General features: G+C 40.1%; 10 protein-coding genes and 1 pseudogene. 3 read left to right on the top strand and 8 right to left on the bottom strand.

Features of this window, described 5'->3' with window-relative positions; genetic code table 11:
• Positions 1 to 124: 124 nt before the first annotated feature.
• Positions 125 to 1,138: pseudogene (locus UH38_RS17260) on the bottom strand (GTP-binding protein); the annotation flags it as partial.
• A gap of 162 nt (positions 1,139 to 1,300) precedes the next feature.
• Between UH38_RS17260 and UH38_RS25940 the strand changes: the two are divergent.
• Both UH38_RS25940 and UH38_RS17250 read left to right on the top strand, forming a co-directional pair.
• On the top strand, positions 1,301 to 2,542 hold the full coding sequence (locus tag UH38_RS25940; RefSeq protein ID WP_082065417.1) for a GFA family protein: 1,242 nt from the start codon (positions 1,301 to 1,303) through the stop codon (positions 2,540 to 2,542).
• 104 nt (positions 2,543 to 2,646) lie between these two features.
• Positions 2,647 to 3,279 carry a GNAT family N-acetyltransferase gene (locus tag UH38_RS17250; RefSeq protein ID WP_072044942.1) on the top strand — a complete coding sequence of 211 codons (633 nt, stop codon included), beginning with the start codon at positions 2,647 to 2,649 and terminating at the stop codon, positions 3,277 to 3,279.
• 6 nt (positions 3,280 to 3,285) lie between these two features.
• Here UH38_RS17250 and UH38_RS17245 read toward each other — a convergent pair whose 3' ends face one another.
• Positions 3,286 to 3,927 carry a TetR/AcrR family transcriptional regulator gene (locus UH38_RS17245; RefSeq protein ID WP_045055918.1) on the bottom strand — a complete coding sequence of 214 codons (642 nt, stop codon included), beginning with the start codon at positions 3,925 to 3,927 and terminating at the stop codon, positions 3,286 to 3,288.
• Between the two features lie 104 nt (positions 3,928 to 4,031).
• Between UH38_RS17245 and UH38_RS17240 the strand changes: the two genes are divergently transcribed.
• Positions 4,032 to 5,021, top strand: a complete 990-nt coding sequence (locus UH38_RS17240; protein WP_045055917.1) for a Rieske 2Fe-2S domain-containing protein — start codon at positions 4,032 to 4,034, stop codon at positions 5,019 to 5,021.
• A gap of 56 nt (positions 5,022 to 5,077) precedes the next feature.
• On the opposite strand, the gene UH38_RS17235 is transcribed toward UH38_RS17240, so the two are convergent.
• From UH38_RS17235 to UH38_RS17210, 6 genes are all read right to left on the bottom strand, one after another.
• Positions 5,078 to 5,845, bottom strand: coding sequence for a thioesterase II family protein (locus UH38_RS17235; RefSeq protein ID WP_045055916.1), 768 nt, complete (start codon positions 5,843 to 5,845; stop codon positions 5,078 to 5,080).
• A gap of 163 nt (positions 5,846 to 6,008) precedes the next feature.
• Entirely contained in the window at positions 6,009 to 6,224 is a 216-nt protein-coding gene (locus UH38_RS17230) for an MbtH family protein (RefSeq protein WP_045055926.1), read from the bottom strand.
• A gap of 98 nt (positions 6,225 to 6,322) precedes the next feature.
• Positions 6,323 to 7,774 carry an aspartate aminotransferase family protein gene (locus tag UH38_RS17225; protein ID WP_144405709.1) on the bottom strand — a complete coding sequence of 484 codons (1,452 nt, stop codon included), beginning with the start codon at positions 7,772 to 7,774 and terminating at the stop codon, positions 6,323 to 6,325.
• Between the two features lie 82 nt (positions 7,775 to 7,856).
• Entirely contained in the window at positions 7,857 to 12,221 is a 4,365-nt protein-coding gene (locus UH38_RS17220; RefSeq protein ID WP_045055915.1) for a non-ribosomal peptide synthetase family protein, read from the bottom strand.
• A 13-nt stretch (positions 12,222 to 12,234) separates the two neighbouring features.
• Positions 12,235 to 17,895, bottom strand: a complete 5,661-nt coding sequence (locus tag UH38_RS17215) for a non-ribosomal peptide synthetase (RefSeq protein ID WP_045055914.1) — start codon at positions 17,893 to 17,895, stop codon at positions 12,235 to 12,237.
• Positions 17,895 to 21,140 (bottom strand): non-ribosomal peptide synthetase, encoded by a 3,246-nt coding sequence (locus UH38_RS17210; RefSeq protein WP_045055913.1) that lies wholly within the window; start codon positions 21,138 to 21,140, stop codon positions 17,895 to 17,897. Before UH38_RS17210 ends, UH38_RS17215 begins: the two co-directional genes overlap by 1 nt.
• Between the last annotated feature and the right edge of the window lie 6 nt (positions 21,141 to 21,146).

The following is a 21,146-nucleotide window of genomic DNA, read 5'->3' as shown; positions in this document are numbered from 1 at the left end:
TATTATCCGCAATATCGCTATTAATCTTGCTCGTCAGGGTGGTTATAATTCTTTGACCAAGGCGGAACGCTTTCTTGCCCATGACATTGACAAACTATTTTTACTTATAGAATGAATTATCCCTGATGCGATCGCCTGGTTTTAATGTCCCTGAATATATGCGCGTATAAGTCAATTGTCCGAACTTCTCATCAGAAAGCTTAAAAGCTAGTGCTACTAAAGGATCTGTAGGATTGGCATAGACATTGACTTGCTCTTGAGTTGTCACATCAAAAGCTTTGACTATTTCGCGATCGCAAGGAGAAGGAAGGTAAGCTGCTACTGCATCCAATAAAGGCTGAATACCCTTATTTTTGAAGGCTGAACCGAGCAATACAGGCGTAAGTTCTAAGCTTAAGGTAGCTTGGCGAATCGTTGCCCAAATAAGCTCTTTAGGCACTTCTACGCCTGCAATTAGCATTTCTGTCATCTGGGTAGAAAACAGCGACAGGCGATCGAGCATTTTTTCTCGTGCTTCTAATGCTATTGCTTGCAGATATGTAGGAATTGAGCGAATTACTCGTTCTTCCCCTTTTTCACCTGCAAAGTAGTTAGCATTCATCTCAACTAGATCGACGATTCCCTCAAACTTATCTTCACTACCAATAGGATATTGAAGCAGTAGAGGGTTCAAGTTCAACTTATCCTGCAAAGCTTGTACGACAGCGAACGGATTTGCACCCAAACGATCCATTTTATTGATGAAAGCCAGACGCGGTACGCGGTAGCGTTTCATTTGCTTGTCTACTGTAATAGACTGCGACTGAACGCCAGCAACGGCACAAAGTACCATCACTGCACCATCTAGTACCCTTAAAGCACGTTCTACTTCAATCGTAAAATCTACGTGTCCAGGAGTATCAATTAGATTAATCTGCGTGTTATTCCAAATGCAGGTTGTGGCTGCGGATGTAATGGTGATACCTTTTTCGCGTTCTAAGGGCATAAAGTCCATTGTCGCGCCGTCGCCTCCGCCACGAACTTCTTCAATTTTGTGAATCCTCCCCGTGTAGTACAAAATCCGCTCGCTCAATGTTGTTTTGCCAGAATCAATGTGCGCGGATATGCCAATATTACGGATGCTACTTCGGGGAATCATAAAACTATGCCTTGGTACAATGCCAAGGACGACAAATATTTAGACAACAGCTTCATACTACATTTTGTAGCATAAATAGTCAAGAGCGATCGCATTTAGCAACATAGCAACTGCTATTTAGATAGCTAAAATTAAACGCAAAAGGTTAATGGAGAATCAATTATGACGGCTCCTTATACTGGAGGATGCCAATGCAAGCAGATTCGCTACGAAATTCGGGCTGAACCATTGACGCTTTATGTTTGCCACTGCCTTGAGTGTCAGAAGCAATCTTCCAGTGCTTTTGGGATGTCAATGCCTGTTTCTCGCGATGCAGTGGTAATTCTGCAAGGACAGCCTAAACAATGGCAGCGCAGTTCTGAAAGTGGACGAGGAGTCAGTTGTTGGTTTTGCGGTGAGTGTGGAACCAGGTTATTTCATAATCCTGCTCGTAATTCCAATATTACAAACATAAAGCCAGGAACTCTAGATGATACCAGTTGGCTAAAACCCGTAGGAAACTTGTGGACTCGAAGCGCTCAAAAGTGGGTAATTCTTAACGAGCAACTACTTAACTACGAGGCGCAGCCAAGCGACTTTACTCAACTATTTGAGCAATTTCAATCTGAACAAAACTGTATGATGTGGAATCCAGAAGACTATGCCAAGAACTCAGATGCTCAATTGAAATGGGCGCGGGAATTACGAGCAAAACTCGATTTGCAAGGCAATGAATCTGTCTTGGATGTTGGTTGTGGAGATGGAAAAATTACGGCTGATTTTGCAGTAGCTTTGCCAAGGGGCAAAGTGGTAGGTGTAGATAGTTCTACGCAAATGATAGATTACGCTACTCGTACTTATGCAGACACTAAATATCCCAATCTTTCCTTTGCTTGCATCGATGCACGTTCCCTTGAATTTGATGACGAATTTAATCTTGTTTTCTCAAATGCTACACTCCACTGGGTTGATAACCATCAAGCATTTCTGCAAGGGGTAAGTCGAGCTTTACGCAGTGGAGGAAGGTTAATTGTTGGTTGTGGTGGGAAAGGATGTGCTGTTGATGTGCTGCAAGTTTTTTCTGAACTTGTAGCTAGCAAACCTTGGAGCGATCGCTTTGATAATTTTTACAATCCCTATTATTTCTATAGCGATGAAGAATATGCAGTGTGGTTAGAGGAATCAGGATTCAAAGTAGAGCAGTTGGCGTTAGTGCCAAAAGATATGACGCATCATGGTAAAGAAGGTTTAGCAGGGTGGATACGCACAACTTGGATGCCTTTTACCCATCGCGTACCTGAGAATGAACGAGAGTATTTTATTAGTAGCTTTGTAGATACATATTTGGAGCAAATTCCACTTGATAAAGATGGATTGGCGCACGTTCGTATGGTGAGATTAGAAGTTAATGCGCTTAAACCGTAAGGCAGATGATTTTCTATGCAAGTCTAACTTTTAGCTAGATTGTCTTTGATGTGTTGTTAAATTAGGGTGCATTGCAAGGCAACACACCCTACGAAATTATAGATATGAGTGACACTACTTGGAATTTGGAAGTCGTAACCCAACGGTTGATTCTGCGCCCGCAGCAGCCAAGTGACTATGAAGCTTGGTATGCTGGGTTTGCAGGTCGCTTACCTTCGCAACATAAATATGATGAGGGACAAGTCGATCTAAGCGAGTGCGACTTTCAATGGTTTTGCAACTTATGCCAGCATCATCAAAAACGAGCCTTGCAGGATAAAGACTACATTTTTGGCGTGTTTCTACGCGAGACTAATCGCCATTTAGGTAATGTTGACTTATCAACAATTCGTCGCGAGGAAAATCAGTGGGCGAATTTAGGTTACGGTATTCACAACCAATATCAAAGACAGGGATTCGGAACAGAAGCAGTTCGCGCCGCTATAATCGCTGGGTTTGAACATCTCAATTACCATCGGATTGAAGCAGCAATTAATTTAGACAACGATCGCTCGATTGCTCTAGCTAAACGTGTAGGCATGAAGAAAGAGTGTATGCGCTCTGGTTTTTTCTATGAAAACGAGCAATGGGTAGATCATTTAATTTATGTAGCTTTACCCGCTGATTTTGAATTAGCAGAAAAACCACCAGTTGATGTTATTGAATCACTATCGCAGCGGATTGCCAGTAGAGAATAAATCTAATTATAACTTGCGTACCCCTGCCAAAATAAAGGCGATCGCTTCTTGGGTATGTTCGGCGATTGCTTCTGGATTTAGGCGATCGGTATCCGGAGTTAGGTGTTTCCAGTTTTCATGTACGGTGAAGTAAAATAAACAAACGCTTAAAATATGCGTCAAAGTTAAAAAAGGTTTGAGCGGACGAAAACAACCTTCTGCAACACCCCGTTCTAAAACTCTCAGTAGGTGTTCGTGTAGTCCTAAAACGTTGCATTCTTGGAAATACGCACCTTGATTTTGACTTGCTTCTTGAAACCACAACATTTGACGCTGAGGATTTTTAGCTTCTGTGGCGATCGCTATTTCAATAATTTGTCTTAATGCTTCTTCTGGTGGCAAGTCTGCATTTAATTGTTTAAGGGTTGCTTGCACTTCATCTACTGGGCGCTGCAAGACTGCTCTATACAAGTTTTCCTTACTCTCGAAATAGTAGTGAATAGTTGCAGTGGTAACTTGAGCGTAATTTGCGATCGCACCGATCCGCGCCCCATGCAAACCATTTCTTGCAAACTCTTGCTCGGCGGCATTTAAAATCTGCTGTTGCGTTGCTTCGGCATCTCTTACTGTCCGAACTGGCTTCGTTTTGCGTTTAGGCGATCGCACCATTATATACCCTATATTCTTCGCCCTCTTATCCTATCAGGAGAACTATTAACTTGACTGGTAGCTAAGGAATTGATAAACTTATTAATTAATTAGTAAGCAAAAAGATGAAACAGTTACAAGGCTCACCTTGGCTTTTGGCGCATCGTTCCATGCTCAAGCCAAACAAGCCAAGGAAAATTTCCCTTTTAGGTAAAGATTACGTACTCTGGCAAGACAATCGCGGCAGTATCAACGCCTTGCCTAATGATTGTCCGCACATGGGAGCAATGCTATCAGCAGGTTGGTGTGTAAGGAAACCAGATGGTAGTAGTGCGATCGCGTGTCCCTTTCATGCTTTAGAGTTTGATGGCAATGGCTGCACCGTATTACCAGGTTCTAATAAGCAAACTAGATCGTTGCTCCAACCTTTGGAATTAGTAGTGCAAGGCGACTTGATTTGGTCTTATGGCGGGTGCGAACCCAAGCTTCCCATTCCAGAAATTATGAACGAGATTGCAGCAGAATATGAGTTTATTGGCGTAACAGGCGATCGCAGCATTGCTACTGATATTTTAAGCCTGCTCCTCAATATGCACGACTATAATCATCAAAATGGGACGCATCGAGAGTTATTTGAGATTGAAGAAGTGCAAGTAAAACAATTTATCGATGAAGGGTTGCATTCTCATGCCTATTTATCCCAGCTAAGAAAGCAACCAACTTGGCGAGATATCCTCAGAAATCCCGCACAGATAGCGATGCCAAAAGTGTTGGAAGCTCATTTAGAGAACTTTTTTCCTTTCATGGGTTTGATGCATGGAGACAATAAGCTACTGTGTTTGAAGGAATGTCATTTTTACCTACCAGAAACGATTGGGCGATCGCACGTGTTTGTATTGATGTATATGAAAGCCTATAGTGCGATCGCTCATCTACTCAAAGGTAACTTGCTCAAGCTCATTGATGTTGTCGTAGAGCAGGATGCAAAGATATTAACTCAGATTTACCCTAACTCGCCACAACGCATTAAGTTAAATAATGAGGTAGGAATGGATTGGGTGCGGCGCAATTTTGAGAGTTTTCCAGTAGTTGCCCTGCCGAATTTATCTCGGTAGTTGACATACTCTTTAGACTTGTTCGCTACGCAGTTACCGAGTCTGGGACAGAAAATTTATGCTGGCAATCCGTACGGTAAATATTTAACTAACTTTTCTAGTAAAATGTCTTGAGCAGAATGCAGAAAAAAGTGATCGCCAGAAAACATATGTAAATTAAAATCAGTTTTCGTCTGTTCTTGCCATGCTTGCAATTGGTTACAATCAACTTCTGAATCTTGCAATCCACCAAAAACAGTAATGGGGCAATCTAACGGTGGCTCAAGAGTATAAATATAAGTTTCTAAAACAGCAAAGTCTGCCCGTAAAATTGGTACAAATAGTTGCATCAATTCCACATTTTCTAAAACTTCTTTCGGTGTACCATTAAGATGGCGCAGTTCTTCGATAAAAGCTGGTTCAGGAAGATTGTGAATTGGTGATTTTGAATTTGGAATTTGTGGGGCGTGACGACCAGAAATAAATAGTTGCGCTGGAGCGATCGCATACTTTTTGCGTAGTAGCCGCGCTAGCTCAAAGCTTATCAAACCACCCATACTATGACCAAAGAAGGCGAATGGTTTATCTAAATAAGGATAGATATTGGAGGCGATCGCCTCCACAAGTGGCTCTAGTTTATTGAATGGTGGTAGTTTCATTTGCTTTCCTCGTCCAGGAAGTTCTATAGCACAAACTTCTACAGACGGAGATAGAAATTTAGACCAAGTGCGGTAAATAAAAGAACTACCACCTGCATAAGGGAAGCAAAATAGACGCAGATCAAATTGAGGATTGGGGTTAGGACAAACTATCCAAGGGGTGTAACTTAATATATTTGGGTTCATCAGCTTAAAATTGCTTTACCTTTTCCTAAATAAGACTATTGTAGAGAAGTTTAACTCCTCTACAAATTAACTACAAGTTGATAATTCACGCTCATTCGGAGCAGATAGCAACAATATCTAATTTAGAAAACATTCAAGAAATACAGGTAGCTAAGTAAAAATTTTAGGTAATTGTTGACATTTTCTGACGTAGGCTTAACGGTTTCATATCTGTCCAAACTTCCTTAATATATTCAAGACATTCTGATTTAAGTCCTGATTTACCTACATCTTTCCAGCCCAGAGGATTTTCTTTTTCTATTGACCAAATTGAATATTGCTCTTCGTGATTAACGACAACTTTGTAAATAGTGGTGTCTTCTTGCTCGTCTTGATACATTGTTATCTCCTTGAAATTAAGTAAGTGCTGAGAAATCAAATTTGCACTGATTACAGTTTGAGGTATTAATGTGACAACGAAGCTAACTCCAAATCTCATTAAGGTAAAAATTCCCCCTCTCGAAGTTTTGATACACTATTTTTAACCGCCTGAATAATATAATTAATATCTTCATCTGTATGGGCTGTAGATAAAAATCCTCCATTCCCCCTCAGCATAACTCCACTGTCGAGCAGATGATAGTAAAGTAAATCGTAAACTAAAGAAATTTCAGAATTTTCTTTATCTTCTTCGCTATTACTTTCTGAATAAACCGGACCAAAAAGCGAACCAAAATTTGTAATTTGTATAGGTAATCCTTCCTGCTCGAAGTAGGTATTCAGGGTTTTTACAAACTTAGTTGTACGTTGATTTAACTCATTTTGTAGAGTATAACCTTGAGCTTTTAAATATTCCAAAACTGCTTTAGCACCAGCTAACGCTAGAGGATGTTTGCAGTAAGTTCCGGCAAAATAAGTAGTTTTTTGGTGAGGAGACGATAAATCTCCATAATGCCAAACTCCACCATCGATCGCATCCATGAAATTGGCTTTACCTGCAATGATGCCGATTGCTATTCCACCTCCGACTATTTTGCCGTAAGCAGCTATGTCTGCTTCAATATCAAACCAAGCTTGCGCGCCACCTGGATGAATGCGAAAACCTGTTACCATTTCATCGAAAATTAGTGCTATTCCCGATTCTTTAGTTAATTTCCTAAGCTGTTGCAGAAAGGCTTGGGGTTGTAAATCTAAATTTTCTTTTTGAACTGGTTCAACTAAAACAGCAGCTAATTCTTGAGCTTGATTAGCGATCGCATCAAGTGATTCTTGTTCGCCATATTTTAAAACCAAGATATCCGCAACAAAATTTGGTGGTATTCCTGCTCCAATAGGTACAGATTGTAAATTATTATCTACAATTTCCGCTTTGCCTAGCGTACCGTCAAAATGCCCATGATAAGAGTTAGAAAATATAACAATCTTATTACGTCCTGTAACTGTTCTTGCCATCCGAATTGCGGTCATGATGGCTTCTGTACCTGTGTTACTAAAAGCAACTCGCTCCATTTTGGTGAGTTCGCAAATCAATTGAGCAACCTCACCAATAATTTCCGGTTGCGAACCTAATTGAATACCTTTCTCTATTTGTGCTGTTAATGCTTCCTTAATAAAAGGTGGATTATGACCAAATAGATTAATCCCAAATCCCATGACTAAATCTATATACTCATTACCATCCACATCCCATATTTTGCAGCCAGCAGAACGTTTGGTAACAATAGGATAATAAATTTCTTTTAAAGGCAAATGGAAATTGGCAAAGGTTTTATTGTCAGCCAAATACGAACGATTAGCTTGAGCTAGTTGTTTTGATGTTTTTGTCTTTTGATTGTAGCGGATAATGAAGTTTTCTAAGTATTTTCGTTGACGTGTAGTTAGCTCGACATTGGCTAATATTTTACTAATCTTTTGCGTATCAATTAGAGATTCTTTCTGGGTAATGAACATATATTTATTGCTGATGTTGGAATGACGATTAGTTTTATTAGATACAGATGAGATAAGTGCAGAGGTTTGCAGTGTTTTATGTTTAGCTATGTTTTGGAGGATGTTTTAAGCAGCCGTTACGAATTAGATAGGAAAGGTAAGTGGTCAACAGTTGTCGATTTAGTGGCGGACAAATAATTGTAGTTTCTGCTAATCCAGTGAGGGTATTTTGCAGATCTATTTGCTTATTTGGGGAATCTTCAATGTTATTATTTTGAGATTCTGTATTAGCCATTGCTGCAACTAGAGGAGACAAGGGATTTTCAGGCGATCGCTCAACTTCTTTTAGTAGTTTTGAACGCCATTGTGTATAGTCAATTGCTTCAAGCGAGTAGCCAAAAGAGACGATTGAGGTAATGACCTCTTCCCAAGGTAAAGGTTGAGGGTTGATTATGTGAAAAACTTTGCCTAATGAGGTTGGTTGTTGCGATAAATAAATTATTGCTTGACTGGCATAATCTACAGGCGTTAGGTTAACCATCGTATCCTCTTTGGGGACACTACCTAGTTGGATGCAACCGCGAATCATTCTGAAGGTATGGTCATCGATATTACAAACACCTGTTGTACTATCTCCAGAAATCCTCCCTGGTCGATATATCGATATGGGAATTCCGCGATCGCCTGCAATTTGAACTAATTTTTCTGCTACCCATTTACTTTGTGTATAGCCACTACTGATGTTTTGGCTGCGATCTATCGGTGTATCTTCTCCAATAGTTTCTACAGCAGAATCAGCCGCACCAACAACGCCAATGGTAGAAATAAAGTGTACTGGCTTAGTTTTAGTTTGTGCGGCTAGCCTTAAAATTTCTTGAGTTCCTAAGACATTAGCGGCTTTGAGATAGGAATAAGGGTATGTGAAATTAACTAATGCACCGTTATGATAGATGACATCTATTTGCTCTGCGATCGCTGCAAATTTATCTGCTGAAAGTCCTAAAAGTGGTTGAGATAAATCTCCTATTAAAGGAATAATTCTTTGATTGAAACTATCATGCCATAATAAATAAAATTTTAAATGATTTTGCAGTCTTTCTCTAGCAATTTCATTTGTTTTCGCTCGAATCAAACAATAAATATCTGCTGTAGTCTTTTGCAGGAGTTCGTAAAGCAAAAAAGCTCCCAAAAAACCAGTTGTACCTGTTAACAAAATCGTATTAACTGAAATTTTCTCTACATATTTATTCTCAGGAATTATTGCTGGATCTAAAACAGCCTCGGTATCAAGATTGATATCTGAAATAGCTATTTGTGTGTTGTCTATTTGTGCAGCTAAATCGGCGATAGTAGGTGCATTAAATAAAACCTTTAAGGGAAGTCCTACATTGAGAGCTTTTCGGATTTTAGCTAGTAGTTGAGTAATAAGTAAAGAATGCCCTCCTAATTCAAAGAAGTTATCATAAATTCCTACTTGTTCTAAACCTAATATCTCTGACCAAATTTCTGCTAGTTGTCTTTCTAAATCTGTACGTGGTGCTACATACAGTTGTTCTAGTTCGGGGCGATTTTGTTCGGGAGTTGGGAGCGCTTGATAGTTGATTTTACCGTTAGCTGTTAATGGTAAAGCTTTGAGCAATACGAAAGTAGAAGGGATGGCGTATTCTGGTAGTTTATCTAAACAAAAGCTGCGAAGAACGCTGGAAATTGCCTGATGATTTTGATTGAGAGAGCGGAACTGAGGATTAGCAACTATATATGCTACTAAACGTTTGTTACTAAGTGTTTGTTCTGTGGCTGTAACCACCACCTCTTGCACGCCTGAATGTTGTTTTATTATTGCTTCAATTTCCTCTAATTCGATGCGAAAACCTCTGATTTTTACTTGGCGATCGCTTCGTCCTAGAAATTCTAAGTTTCGATCATTTAAATAGCGTACTTGGTCGCCTGTTTTGTATAAACGCTCTTGAGAATCAGAGCCAAAAGAATGTTGAATAAATCTTGCTTCTGTAAGTTCTGGTTGATTTAAATAACCTCTAGCTAACCCCGCGCCACCAATGTACAATTCACCCGCTAAACCTATGGGTACAGGTTGTAATTGTTCGTCTAAAACATAAACTTGAGTATTAGCTAAAGGTTTTCCCAAGGGGACAGTAGATGATATTTGTTGTGTTTGTTTAGTAATTGGATAAGTTAACGCGCCTACAGTTGTTTCTGTAGGACCGTAATGATTAAAAATCTGACACTCAGGTGATAATTGTTGAATTTGATTAATTAATTGCCAACTACTAGCTTCACCACCCAAAATTAAGCTTCGACGGGGTAGGATTAAAGAGGTTGGAGATGCAGCCAAAAGAGCAGTTAGATGAGAGGGAACTATTTTGAGATAGTCTATCGGATGGCGTTGAAAATAATCAGCGAGTGCTTGCGGATCGGATGCTGTTTCTTGAGAAATGATATGCAGACATCCACCTGTAGCTAACGCCGGAAAGATGACGGTATTACCTAAATCTGCTGCAAAGGTGGAAACCGTAGCAAAGCTAGCACCTTCGGCTAAGTCTAATCTATCGATGATTGCGTAAGTATAGTTAACAAGTTGGCGATGTTCTATAGCAACTGCTTTGGGTTTACCTGTAGAACCAGAAGTATAGATAGCATATACTAAATTTTCTGGCTGCACAGTTGTAGTAAAATCTGGTCGATTGCTTTGGTTAATTAGTTCCCAGTCTGTATCTAGACAAATTACTTGGATGTTGTCGGTGGGAATACTAACTAGCGATCGCTGTGTTAAGAGGATGGATACACCAGCATCTTGTAAACGGTAAGTTAAGGCTGTGGCTGGTAGTGCTGGATCTAGTGGTAGGTATGCACCTCCAGCTTTAAGAATACCCAGTATGGCAACTATAGTGTCGAGGTGACGTTCTGTATATAAACCTACGAGTACATCTGGTGCGACTCCTAACCCTCTTAAGTAAGATGCTAGGCGATCGACTCGTGAATTCAACTGTGCATAAGTTAATTGTTGTTCTCCCCAAACAACCGCTATCTGATTAGGTGTTTTATTGACTTGTTCCTCAAATAGCTGATGAAAGCATTTATCTTGAGGATAGTTAGTCTGAGTGCGATTAAATTCTACTAATAACTTATGACGTTCTTCACTATCAATAACTTTCAACAGTCCTACAGGAACTTCTGGGTTAATAACAACACTTGATACTAAAGTTTGAAATTGTCTAGCTAAACGTTGAATAGTTTCGGCTGCAAATAAATGATGAGCGTAATAAAATTCGGCAGTTAGAGAATCTTGCTTTTGGATGCAATTTAGCTTAAGTTTAAATCTTTCCCAGCAGACAAATTTTTGATAAATAGAAAAACTTACATCACCAGCATTATATTTTTCAGGTATCTGTTCAAATTCAAAACAAATCGGTAGGTTTGACCAGTCGTTGTGACTATTTTTGATATCTACTTCTGAAAAATATTCCTGATACTGTTCTCCTTGGCGATGCTGCTTGCTAATATTGGATAAAACTTCGGCAAATTTAAACTCTTGAGTAATAGGACAACTAAAAGGTAAGAATTTAGCTAATAACCCTAGAGTTTCATATAACTCCTCGTACTTTCGACCATCGTATAAATTATGGATAACAACTTCTGATTGTTTTGTTAATCGTAAAATTAATATATACCAACAAGCCAAGAAAAAATTATGATAAGTAGTGTCATTCTGCGTAACAAATTTAGTTATACTTTGGCTTAAATCTGTGGGTAATGTAAGAGAGTAAGTATCAGGCTGGAGATCTATCTGATTATGATTAATTAATTCAAAAGGAAGTTTTGGATATGCTGTGCTTTTAAATTCTTTTTCTTGCCAATAGTTTTTGCCAATTTCGGCATCTTCCTCTGTCAAAAGCTCGTTTTGCCATTCCGAAAATTGCAAGTATTGTACGGGATCGTCAGAAAAATCCTGACCTTGTAAGCACAAATCGTAACTGAGACTAATTTCTTTAACCAGATTTTGCAGTGTCCAACTATCTGCACGCAATGATGGCAAACTGATAATTAATATCTGTCGATTTTCATTTATGGATAACAACGAAAACCGCACGCAAGCTGCTTTTTCTGAGTTGGAAACTAAGCATCTTTCTGTTTGAAGTAACTCGGCAATTTTGAGTGTTTGTTCTTGGCGAGCGCAATTTCGCAAATTAATACAGCACCACGATACAGTGCTTGTTTCATCTATTACCTGAAGAGGAAATTTTATTCCTGGTCTACGATGAAAATTTGTGCGGAGAATTTCATGGCGGTTAACAACTTTGTACGTAGCCGCTTGCAAAACTTCTATATCAACTATTCCTTCTAACAAAATAGCAACTTGAGACACAAAAATATTGCTATCTTGTTGTAACAACCACAGGCGCTTTTGCTGGGGAGAAAGTTGAAAACCTTCTATGACTTCATTTTTCATGGTTAACTCCTAATTAAACATTTTCAGAATTCATCATTTCTCCCATCGCCACCACAATTTTTCGCGGTCCTACGTAAGGAAAGCGACCATGAGCAGTTAGCATATTATCTAACATCAGTACATCTCCTTGCTGCCAAGGAAAGCTGATGGTAGCTTGTTGATAAACTCGATTAATTTCTGCGATCGCTTCATCTTCAATTGCAGAACCATCACCGTAATAAACATTACGGGGCAGATTTTCTTCGCCCAACATTGACAATAAAGATTCTCTAACTGTGGGGTCTAAACATGAATTGTGATGTAGCTGAATTTGATTAAAAAATACTTTTTCTCCAGTGTAGGGATGATTAACTATGGCTGATCTAATTTTGCGAGTTCGTAAGTTATTATTTGCTAGCCATTCAAACTCAATTCCTGCGCGATCGCAATAATTTTCTACTACTGTTTTATCGCTAGTATGAAAAAAGTCTTGCCAACTTACATCTAACCCTTCAATATAATTGCGGACATACATTAATTGCTTTTTCTCTAAAGTTTCTCGAACTTGTGGATCGAGGATTTGATAAAGTTTTCGGCAGTCTACGATTGGTGTTTCTCCACCTTGTTGTGCTGGTTGCAAACAAAAAAACCATATTTTCATTGGACAGCAGTGCAAATGAGAACTTTCGTTGTGAAATAAAATTGCTTGGTCTGCTGGATAAGGTGTAGAACCATAAACTTTACTTCCTATTTCTTCTCGTGGCAAGTCGCCATAATCACCAAATAATTCGGGACAAATAGCTTGAGCTAATTTTTCAAATTTTGCCGCAGAATCAATAGCACAATCGCGAAAAAGAATTGCACCGTGATGATGCAACTTACTATTGAGAAGTTGGCTATTATTTTTAGCCCAATCAATAAGATCGAGATCGTTGATATTTGGCTTAATTACTAAAGGCAATGTTTGCTCAGGTTGCAGATACTCAACCTTAATTAATTCTCCTTCTGGTAATTTAACTGATTTGGGTTTAATTCCGATAAACTTTTTTAGTTTACTTGCTTCTTGCTTAGTTTCTACCATGTTTTTCTGTTCCTTTTCAGCGTTAGTAAACATATCCAAATTGTTGATGCGAATATCAGGATGGGCAACAATACTATGCAGAATTGCTTGAAAATGTTCTGCCATACGGGCGATTGTCGCCGCATCAAAAAGGTCAGCTTTATAACAGAAAGTAGCGGCAATTTCTCGATCTATTTCTGTGACGAACAAAGCTAAATCAAATTTAGCTGTTTCATGGTTGGTTTCTAATGGCAGCAGTGTTAAACCTGGAAGTTCTAAATTGGCTGTGGGAACGTTATCCATGACAAATAACACCTGAAATAAAGGTGTATGGCTTAAACGTCGTGGTTGTAGTTCTTCCACTAATTTTTCAAAAGGTAAGTCTTGGTGAGCATAAGCTCCCAAAGTTACTTCTCTTACTCGCTGCAAAAGTTCTCGAAAACTGGGGTAGCCACCAAGGTTAGTGCGTAACACTAGCAGGTTGACAAAAAAGCCAATTAGTCCCTCTATTTCGGCTCGATTGCGGTTGGCGACATCAATACCAATAACAATGTCATCTTGTCCGCTATAGCGGTATAGCAATGTTTGCAAGCTAGCCAACATTGTCATAAACAGCGTGACATTAGCCTCACGACTGAGTTTTTGCAGTGCTGTAGACAGTTCTGTAGATAGTGTGAAGGTGTGAATACCACCACAGTTTGGGTTAGCGGAATGGGAGTAGGGTAAGTTTAGCACTGGTAGAGAACCACCAAGTTGCTGCTTCCAGTAGCTTAATTGGGTTTCGAGCATTTCTCCTTGCAACCATTGCCGTTGCCAAACTGCAAAATCTGCGTACTGAACAGGCAATTCTGGTAAAGGTGAGGGTTTGTCTGTTAAATAGGCTTGATAAAGAATTGTCAATTCTCGAATCAGTACGCCCATCGACCAAGCATCCGAGATAATATGGTGCATTGCGAATAGCACTATATGTTCTGTGGTGTTGAGTTTTACCAGAGATATCCGCACTAAAGGAGCTTGTGTTAAATCAAAAGGTTGCCCTGCTGCTTGAGTAATTAGCTGTTGTACTTCTGTTTCTTGTGCTGTTGCTGGGAGGTTTTGCAGGTCTATCAGTGGTAAAGTTAATTGCAAGTTGGGAATAATTACCTGCACTGGTTGTCCATCTACAGCAACAAATTGAGTGCGTAAGCTTTCATGCCGTCTAATAATTTCGTTAATGCTTTGTTCAAGAACTGTAATATTGAGCGAACCTTTGAGGCGAACGGCGTTGAAGATATTGTATGCCGAATTACCAGGCTGTAATTGGTCGATAAACCACAGTCTATTTTGAGCAAAGGATAAGGGTATTTCTACTTGGCGCGAACAGGGAATAATAGGGTAATTTTGCCATTGTCCCTGCATAACCATTGTCTGAATCACAGAAGCTAGTTCAGCAATAGTGGGAGCCGCAAACAAACAGCGCAACGGCAATTCTAAATATAAAATCTGCCGAATTCGGGAAATTAGTTGAGTTGCGAGTAATGAATGTCCGCCTAATTCAAAGAAGTTATCGTGAATGCTTAATCCATCGCTCCCAAGTACCTCAGCCCAAATATTAACTAGCATTTGTTCTATAGGTGTAGAAGCAGGAACAAAATGCGACTGGATTAACTGCGTGCGATCGGGTGTTGGCAACGCTCGACGGTCTACCTTACCATTTGGTGTTAATGGTAGTTTATCCAACATTACAAAAGCTGTTGGCAGCATATAGCTGGGCAGCTTTGATGCTAAAAAGCGGCGCAGTTCGGTAACTTCTAGTGTGTGCTTTGGTTGGGGAATTAAGTAGGCTACTAGATGTTGAGTACCTTTATCCTCCCGCAGCAAAACTATACTTGTCTCAACTTGGGGATGTTGAGTAAGTAGAGCTTCAATTTCTTGAAGTTCGATGCGGAAACCACGCAGTTTAACTTGATTGTCAATCCGTCCTAGAAATTCAATAGTACCGTCTGGCAAGTAACGAGTTAAATCTCCTGTTTTATACAAACGATTAAACTGGGAATTATTGAAGGGATTGGGGATAAATTTTTCTGCTGTTAGTTCTGGGCGATTTAAGTAACCACGAGCTAGCCCAGCACCACCAATATATAATTCACCTGGAACACCTACAGGAAGTAAGTTGTGATGTCGATCTAGGATATAAAATTGAGTGTTGGCGATCGCACGACCAATAGAAACAATCTCTGTTGTTTGTTCTTCAACCTTCTGCACTGCTGACCAAATGGTGGTTTCTGTCGGTCCGTATAGGTTCCAAACTTCCTGGCTGCGTTCTAGTAATTGATTAGCAAGGGAGAGATTTAGGGCTTCTCCTCCACAAAGAATTTTTAAGTGTTTAAGATTGTCGCTCCACCCAGCCGCCAGCAGCATCCGCCAAGTAGCTGGTGTTGCTTGCATGACATTGGCTTGACTAGAAATTAATTGTTGCAACAATTGGCTACCATCTGTTGCAACCTCACGGCTTGCTAAGATTGAACGCGCACCAACAATCAGTGGTAAATAAATTTCTAGTGCTGCTATATCAAAAGATAAGGTAGTTACTGATAAGAAAATATCTTCTGGAGTTAGCCCCAGTTTTTGTTGCATTGTCCTTAAGAAATTAACCAGCGCATTGCGTGTAATTTGCACTCCTTTTGGTTGACCTGTGGAGCCAGAAGTGTATATTACATAGGCTAGGTTCTCATTATTGGCGATCTTAATAAGGTTATTAATACTTTGTTGGCTAATTTTTTCCCAGTCTGCAATTAAGTCAACTACTTGAGCTTGATGTTTTGGCAACGCTGCTGCTACATTTTGTTGAGTCAGCAATACCGACACCTGAGCATCTTCTAACATGAAAGCTAGACGCTCTTGTGGATACGCTGGGTCAAGAGGTACATAAGCTCCCCCACTTTTGAGAACGGCTAATAAGGCGATCGCCATTTCCAAGGAACGCTCTACGCAAATCCCTACCTTAACCTCTGGCTTTACTCCTAGCTTTTGCAGATAATTGGCTAGTTGATTGGCTTTGGCGTTGAGTTCTCTATAAGTTAATTGCTGGTTTTCAAAGACAACTGCGACAGCATCCGGCGTGCGTTCTACCTGCTGCTCGAATAGTTCGCAGACGCATTCGCTGGGATAGACAACTTCTGTGTTATTCCATGCTAATAACTGCTGCTGTTCTGGTGATGTTAATAGTGGCAAATGCGACACACTTTGCTCAGGTTCGGTCGCTATTGCAGCTAACAACACTTGAAAATGTCTCAACATCCGCTCAATTGTACTGGCATTGAATAAGTCAGTGCTGTACTCTATTGTTCCAGCCAACCCTTGTGCTGTTTCTGCCATTACGAGGGTTAAGTCAAAAATTGCTGTCTGTCTCTGTTCTGACAGTAAACTCAAAGTTAATCCTGGTAATTTTAACTCTTGTGCGGGCGCATTCTGGAAGGTAAACATGACATCAAACAAGGGGTTGCGATTGAGATGACGCTCCGGTTGAAGTTCTTCTACTAGCTGCTCAAAAGGTAAATCTTGGTGCGCGTAAGCCCCTAATGTTACTTCTCTAACTCGCCTTAGCAATTGACGAAAACTAGGATCGCCAGCCAAATTAGTCCGCAGCACTAAGGTATTGACAAAAAAGCCTATTAGTGGTTCTATCTCAGCTTGATGGCGATTGGCGATCGCAGTTCCCACAACAATGTCATCTTGCTGACTGTAGCGGTGTAATAGAACTTTGAAGGCTGTCAGCAAAACCATAAACACGGTGGCTCCTTCTTGTTGAGCGATCGCTTTAAGGCTTGTACTTAGAGACAAAGGCAGCAAAAAGGATTTTGTCGCACCTTTATAGGTGAGAATCGGCGGATGGGGATAATCGGTAGGTAAATCGATTAAGGGCGCATTTTCTAGCTGCTTTTGCCAGTAAGATAGTTGAGTTTGGAGTGCTGCTGTTGCTTGTTGCCTTTGCCAAACGGCAAAGTCTGCATACTGGATGGGAAGTTCTGGTAAGGGTGAAGGTTGGCGATCGACAAAGGCTGTATATAGTGTTGTTATTTCTTGGACTAAAACTCCTGTTGACCAACCATCAGAAATAATGTGGTGCGTAGTAAATAAAATTACGTGTTCTTCTGCGCTCAGACGCAGGATGGTGACGCGCAGTAATGGTCCTTGCTCCAAGTTAAAAGGCTGTTGGTCTTCTTGTTTGGCTAGGTTTTGGACTTCCTGTGCTTGACTTTCTGGAGACAAAGTTTGCAAATCTACTATTGGTATTGTCAAGTCAACGGCTGGATTGATGACTTGGACTGGTTCTGTGCCAACTATGGCAAAAGTTGTCCGTAAAATTTCATGTCTGCGAACGATCTCCTTCAGGCTTTGTTCTAATATGGCAACGTTAAACTGACCTGTTAAGCGTAAAGCCGTAGGCTGATTGTAGAAAGAATTGTTTGGCTCTAACTGAGCGAGAAACCAAAGTCTAGCTTGGGCAAATGACAACGGAAAAAATTGAGAATCTCGGCTTTGGCATTGAATTTGAGAGGATTTAGTTTTCTCTTGTTTCTGATTCAACTTTTGCACGAGCCACTCGCGTTTTTCAGGAGACAATTGGGCAATGCGTTTGTTTAGATCGTTCATTACTCTATTTCTCCCTGCGCTAGAACTGCTTGGCTTTCTTCCTCTGATAGTTCGTCTAACTCTGCTAACGCCTCGGCTAAGGTTGCCTCATCTGTTTGTTCTGCCAAGTTCTGGGCGACGATTACCGCTAAGTCGGCAACTGTGGGAGAATCAAAAAATTGGCGTAAAGGCAACTCTACGTGTAAAGATTGGCGCAGGCGAGAAATTACCTGAGTTGCTATTAAGGAATGTCCTCCCAACTCGAAGAAATTGTCATAAATTCCTACCTGCTTGACAGCGAGAACTTCTGCCCATATTTGGGCGATCGCCTCTTCTGTTTGGTTGCGGGGAGCAACAAAGGTGGCTGCTAATTCTGGGGGTACTTGTTCTGGTGCTGGTAGTTTTTCTCGATCTATTTTTCCATTAGCTGTTAATGGTAAAGTCTTCAACATCACAAAGGCTGAAAGAACCATGTATTCAGGCAGTTTTTCTTTGAGGAATGCACGCAAGTCTGATGATTGGGGATGCAGAATGGCTGATGGCTCGAAAACAATATAAGCCACTAAACGCTTGTCACCTGGTACATCTTCTCGGCTACATACGATCGCCTGTTGTACCGTAGGATGTTGCTGGAGGGCAAGTCTTATTTCTTCTAGTTCAATGCGAAAGCCGCGAATTTTTACCTGCTCGTCAATTCTGCCTAAAAATTCTATATTTCCGTCTCTTAAATAACGAGCCAAATCACCTGTTTTATACAAACGATGAGATGAGGAAGCTTTCCCGTGTTCTCTGTTAAATGGATTGGCAATAAATTTTTCAACAGTGAGTTCGGGTAGGTTTAAGTAACCCCGCGCTAAACTATCGCCGCCAATATAAAGTTCCCCTGGTACGCCAATCGGTACTGGTTGCAGATGAGAGTCTAGCAAGTAAATTTGCGTGTTGGCGATCGCTTTTCCCATTGGTACAGTTGCACAATCAGTTCGATTCTGTATGGGGTACGTCAGCACTCCGACTGTAGTTTCTGTGGGACCGTAATGATTAAAAATTTGACAATTGGGTGCTAATTGCTGAATTTGCTCGATTAACTGCCAACTACAAGCTTCACCACCTAAAATTAAGCGTTGCTGAGGTAATATCTTTTGAGATCCAGATGTAAGTAAAGCTGCAAGATGAGCGGGAACTATCTTTAAACAATCAATGGTGTGGCGCTCGAAATACTCTCCTAGTGCTTCGGAGTTAGTAGCCCGTTCCTGGGAAATTATATGCAGACATCCACCGTTACACAAAGCGGGAAAAATCGTTGTATTGCCCAAGTCAGCAGCAAAGGTAGCAACATGAGCAAAGCTACGACAGGTAGAAAAATCTATTTTTGCGCCAATTCCGTTCAGGTAGTTGCACAGTTGGCGATGTTCAACTGCAACTCCTTTTGGTTTACCTGTAGAACCGGAGGTAAACAAGACATAAATTAAATTTTCTGGCTTAACTTCAGTTTGAAGATTTTCGTGACTTTGTTGAGCAATAGTTTCAAAGTCTGTATCTAAACATATTACCTCTGGTGGGTGTTGGGGAAGCTCTTTTAGTAGCTGCTGTTGAGTTACCAACACTCGAACTTGAGCGTCTGCTAACATCTGCGCTAAACGCTGGTGGGGATAGTTTGGATCTAAGGGTATATATGCACCGCCAGCTTTTAAGATTCCCAGCAACCCAATAATCATTTCTAGGGAACGTTCGGTATAAAGCCCTACTAGAACTTCCCTTCCAACTCCTAGCGAACGTAGATAATGGGCTAATTGATTTGCACGTGCATTTAACTGTGCATAAGTTAATTGCTGCTGCTCAAAGACAAGGGCGATTGCATCCGGCGTGCGGTTTACTTGTTCCTCAAATAGTTGGTGAATGCACCTATCTGGAGGATGAGATATACTTGTCTGATTGAATTCTACAAGTAGTTGTTGTAGCTGGCGATCGCTGAGAATATTTAGCTGACTGATGGCTGTTTCTGGATTGGCGATCGCATCTGCTAATACTGTCTGAAACTGCTCGGCTAATGTTTCGATGTCTTCAAGCCTATATAATTGGTCGTCAAAATGAAGCTCAGTAATTAATGCGTTATCTTGATGCAGGCAAGTTAATTTAATCTTAAATTTATCAATACAAGAGTAATACTTAGATAAAGAAAACGATAAACCTGCAACAGAATAATTCTCCCGTAAGTCTGTAAATTCAAAAGCAACTGGACAAAAATCTGCCGATTTTACAGTTTCTTCCCAAGTAAAGTATTCTTGCCATTCCCAAGCGTTATTTACCGAATTGTGTAGCTGTTGTAATAGTTCGCTAAACTTTGTTTCGGGTTGGAGATGGCAGGCGATCGGTAAATATTTTGATAATATTCCTACTGCTTGATCTAGTTCTGCGTATTTTCTACCATTACCAACAACCCCAACACATAGATCGGATTGTCTAGTAATTTTACTCAGCAGTATCAACCAACAACTTAGCAAAATATTAGCACTGTTGACCTGATATTTTGAAGATAATAGCTCTAGTTTTTCAACTGTATTGCTATCAATAATTGAATATACATATTGAGGCTGAAAGCTATCTTTTGTAGTTTGTTCTTCAAACCAAAGATTGAAGTCATTAATAGCAGCAATATCTTGCTTGCGCCAATATTCTTTACCTAATTCTGACTCTGCTGATTCTAAAATTTGGTTTTGCCATTCTGCAATATCCGCATATTGTAGCGGATCATCATCTAGTTTATGACCTTGCAAGCAAGCTGAGTAATAAATACTAATTTTATCTGCCAAGTGTTTAAGAGTATAAACATCAGCAATTAATGCAGAGAGATTCAAAATTAAAGTATATTTATCTGAACCTAAACAAAGAATATAAGCTTGGATTGGCGGTTGATTTGCTAAATTAAAGGATATTTCTTTTAATCGCTCGAATAATTCAATAATTTGCGATTCTTGCTCCTGTTCGCTCAAATCTTGCAAATTTAATTCAGTAATTCCAATTTCATAATTATCGGCGATCGCCTGTACGGGTATTTCCATTTCTGGTAGGCGACAAAAAGTAGTACGAAAAATCTCGTGCCGATTGACTAAATTTTGCAAGGCTGTTTTCAAAACATCGATATTTAGTTTCCCTACTATAGAAACCGCACCTTGAACTCGCAATGAGACATTTTGCCCCTTTTCTAATAACCATATCCGCTTTTGCTGCGGAGATAACCTAAAGCCTTCAATCTGTGTTGCTTGCATATTAAC

The sequence above is a fragment of the Aliterella atlantica CENA595 genome, assembly GCF_000952155.1.
Taxonomy (GTDB): Bacteria; Cyanobacteriota; Cyanobacteriia; order Cyanobacteriales; family Chroococcidiopsidaceae; genus Aliterella; species Aliterella atlantica.
Note: the sequence above shows the minus strand (reverse complement) of the source record. Positions and strands in the feature narration are given on the sequence as shown.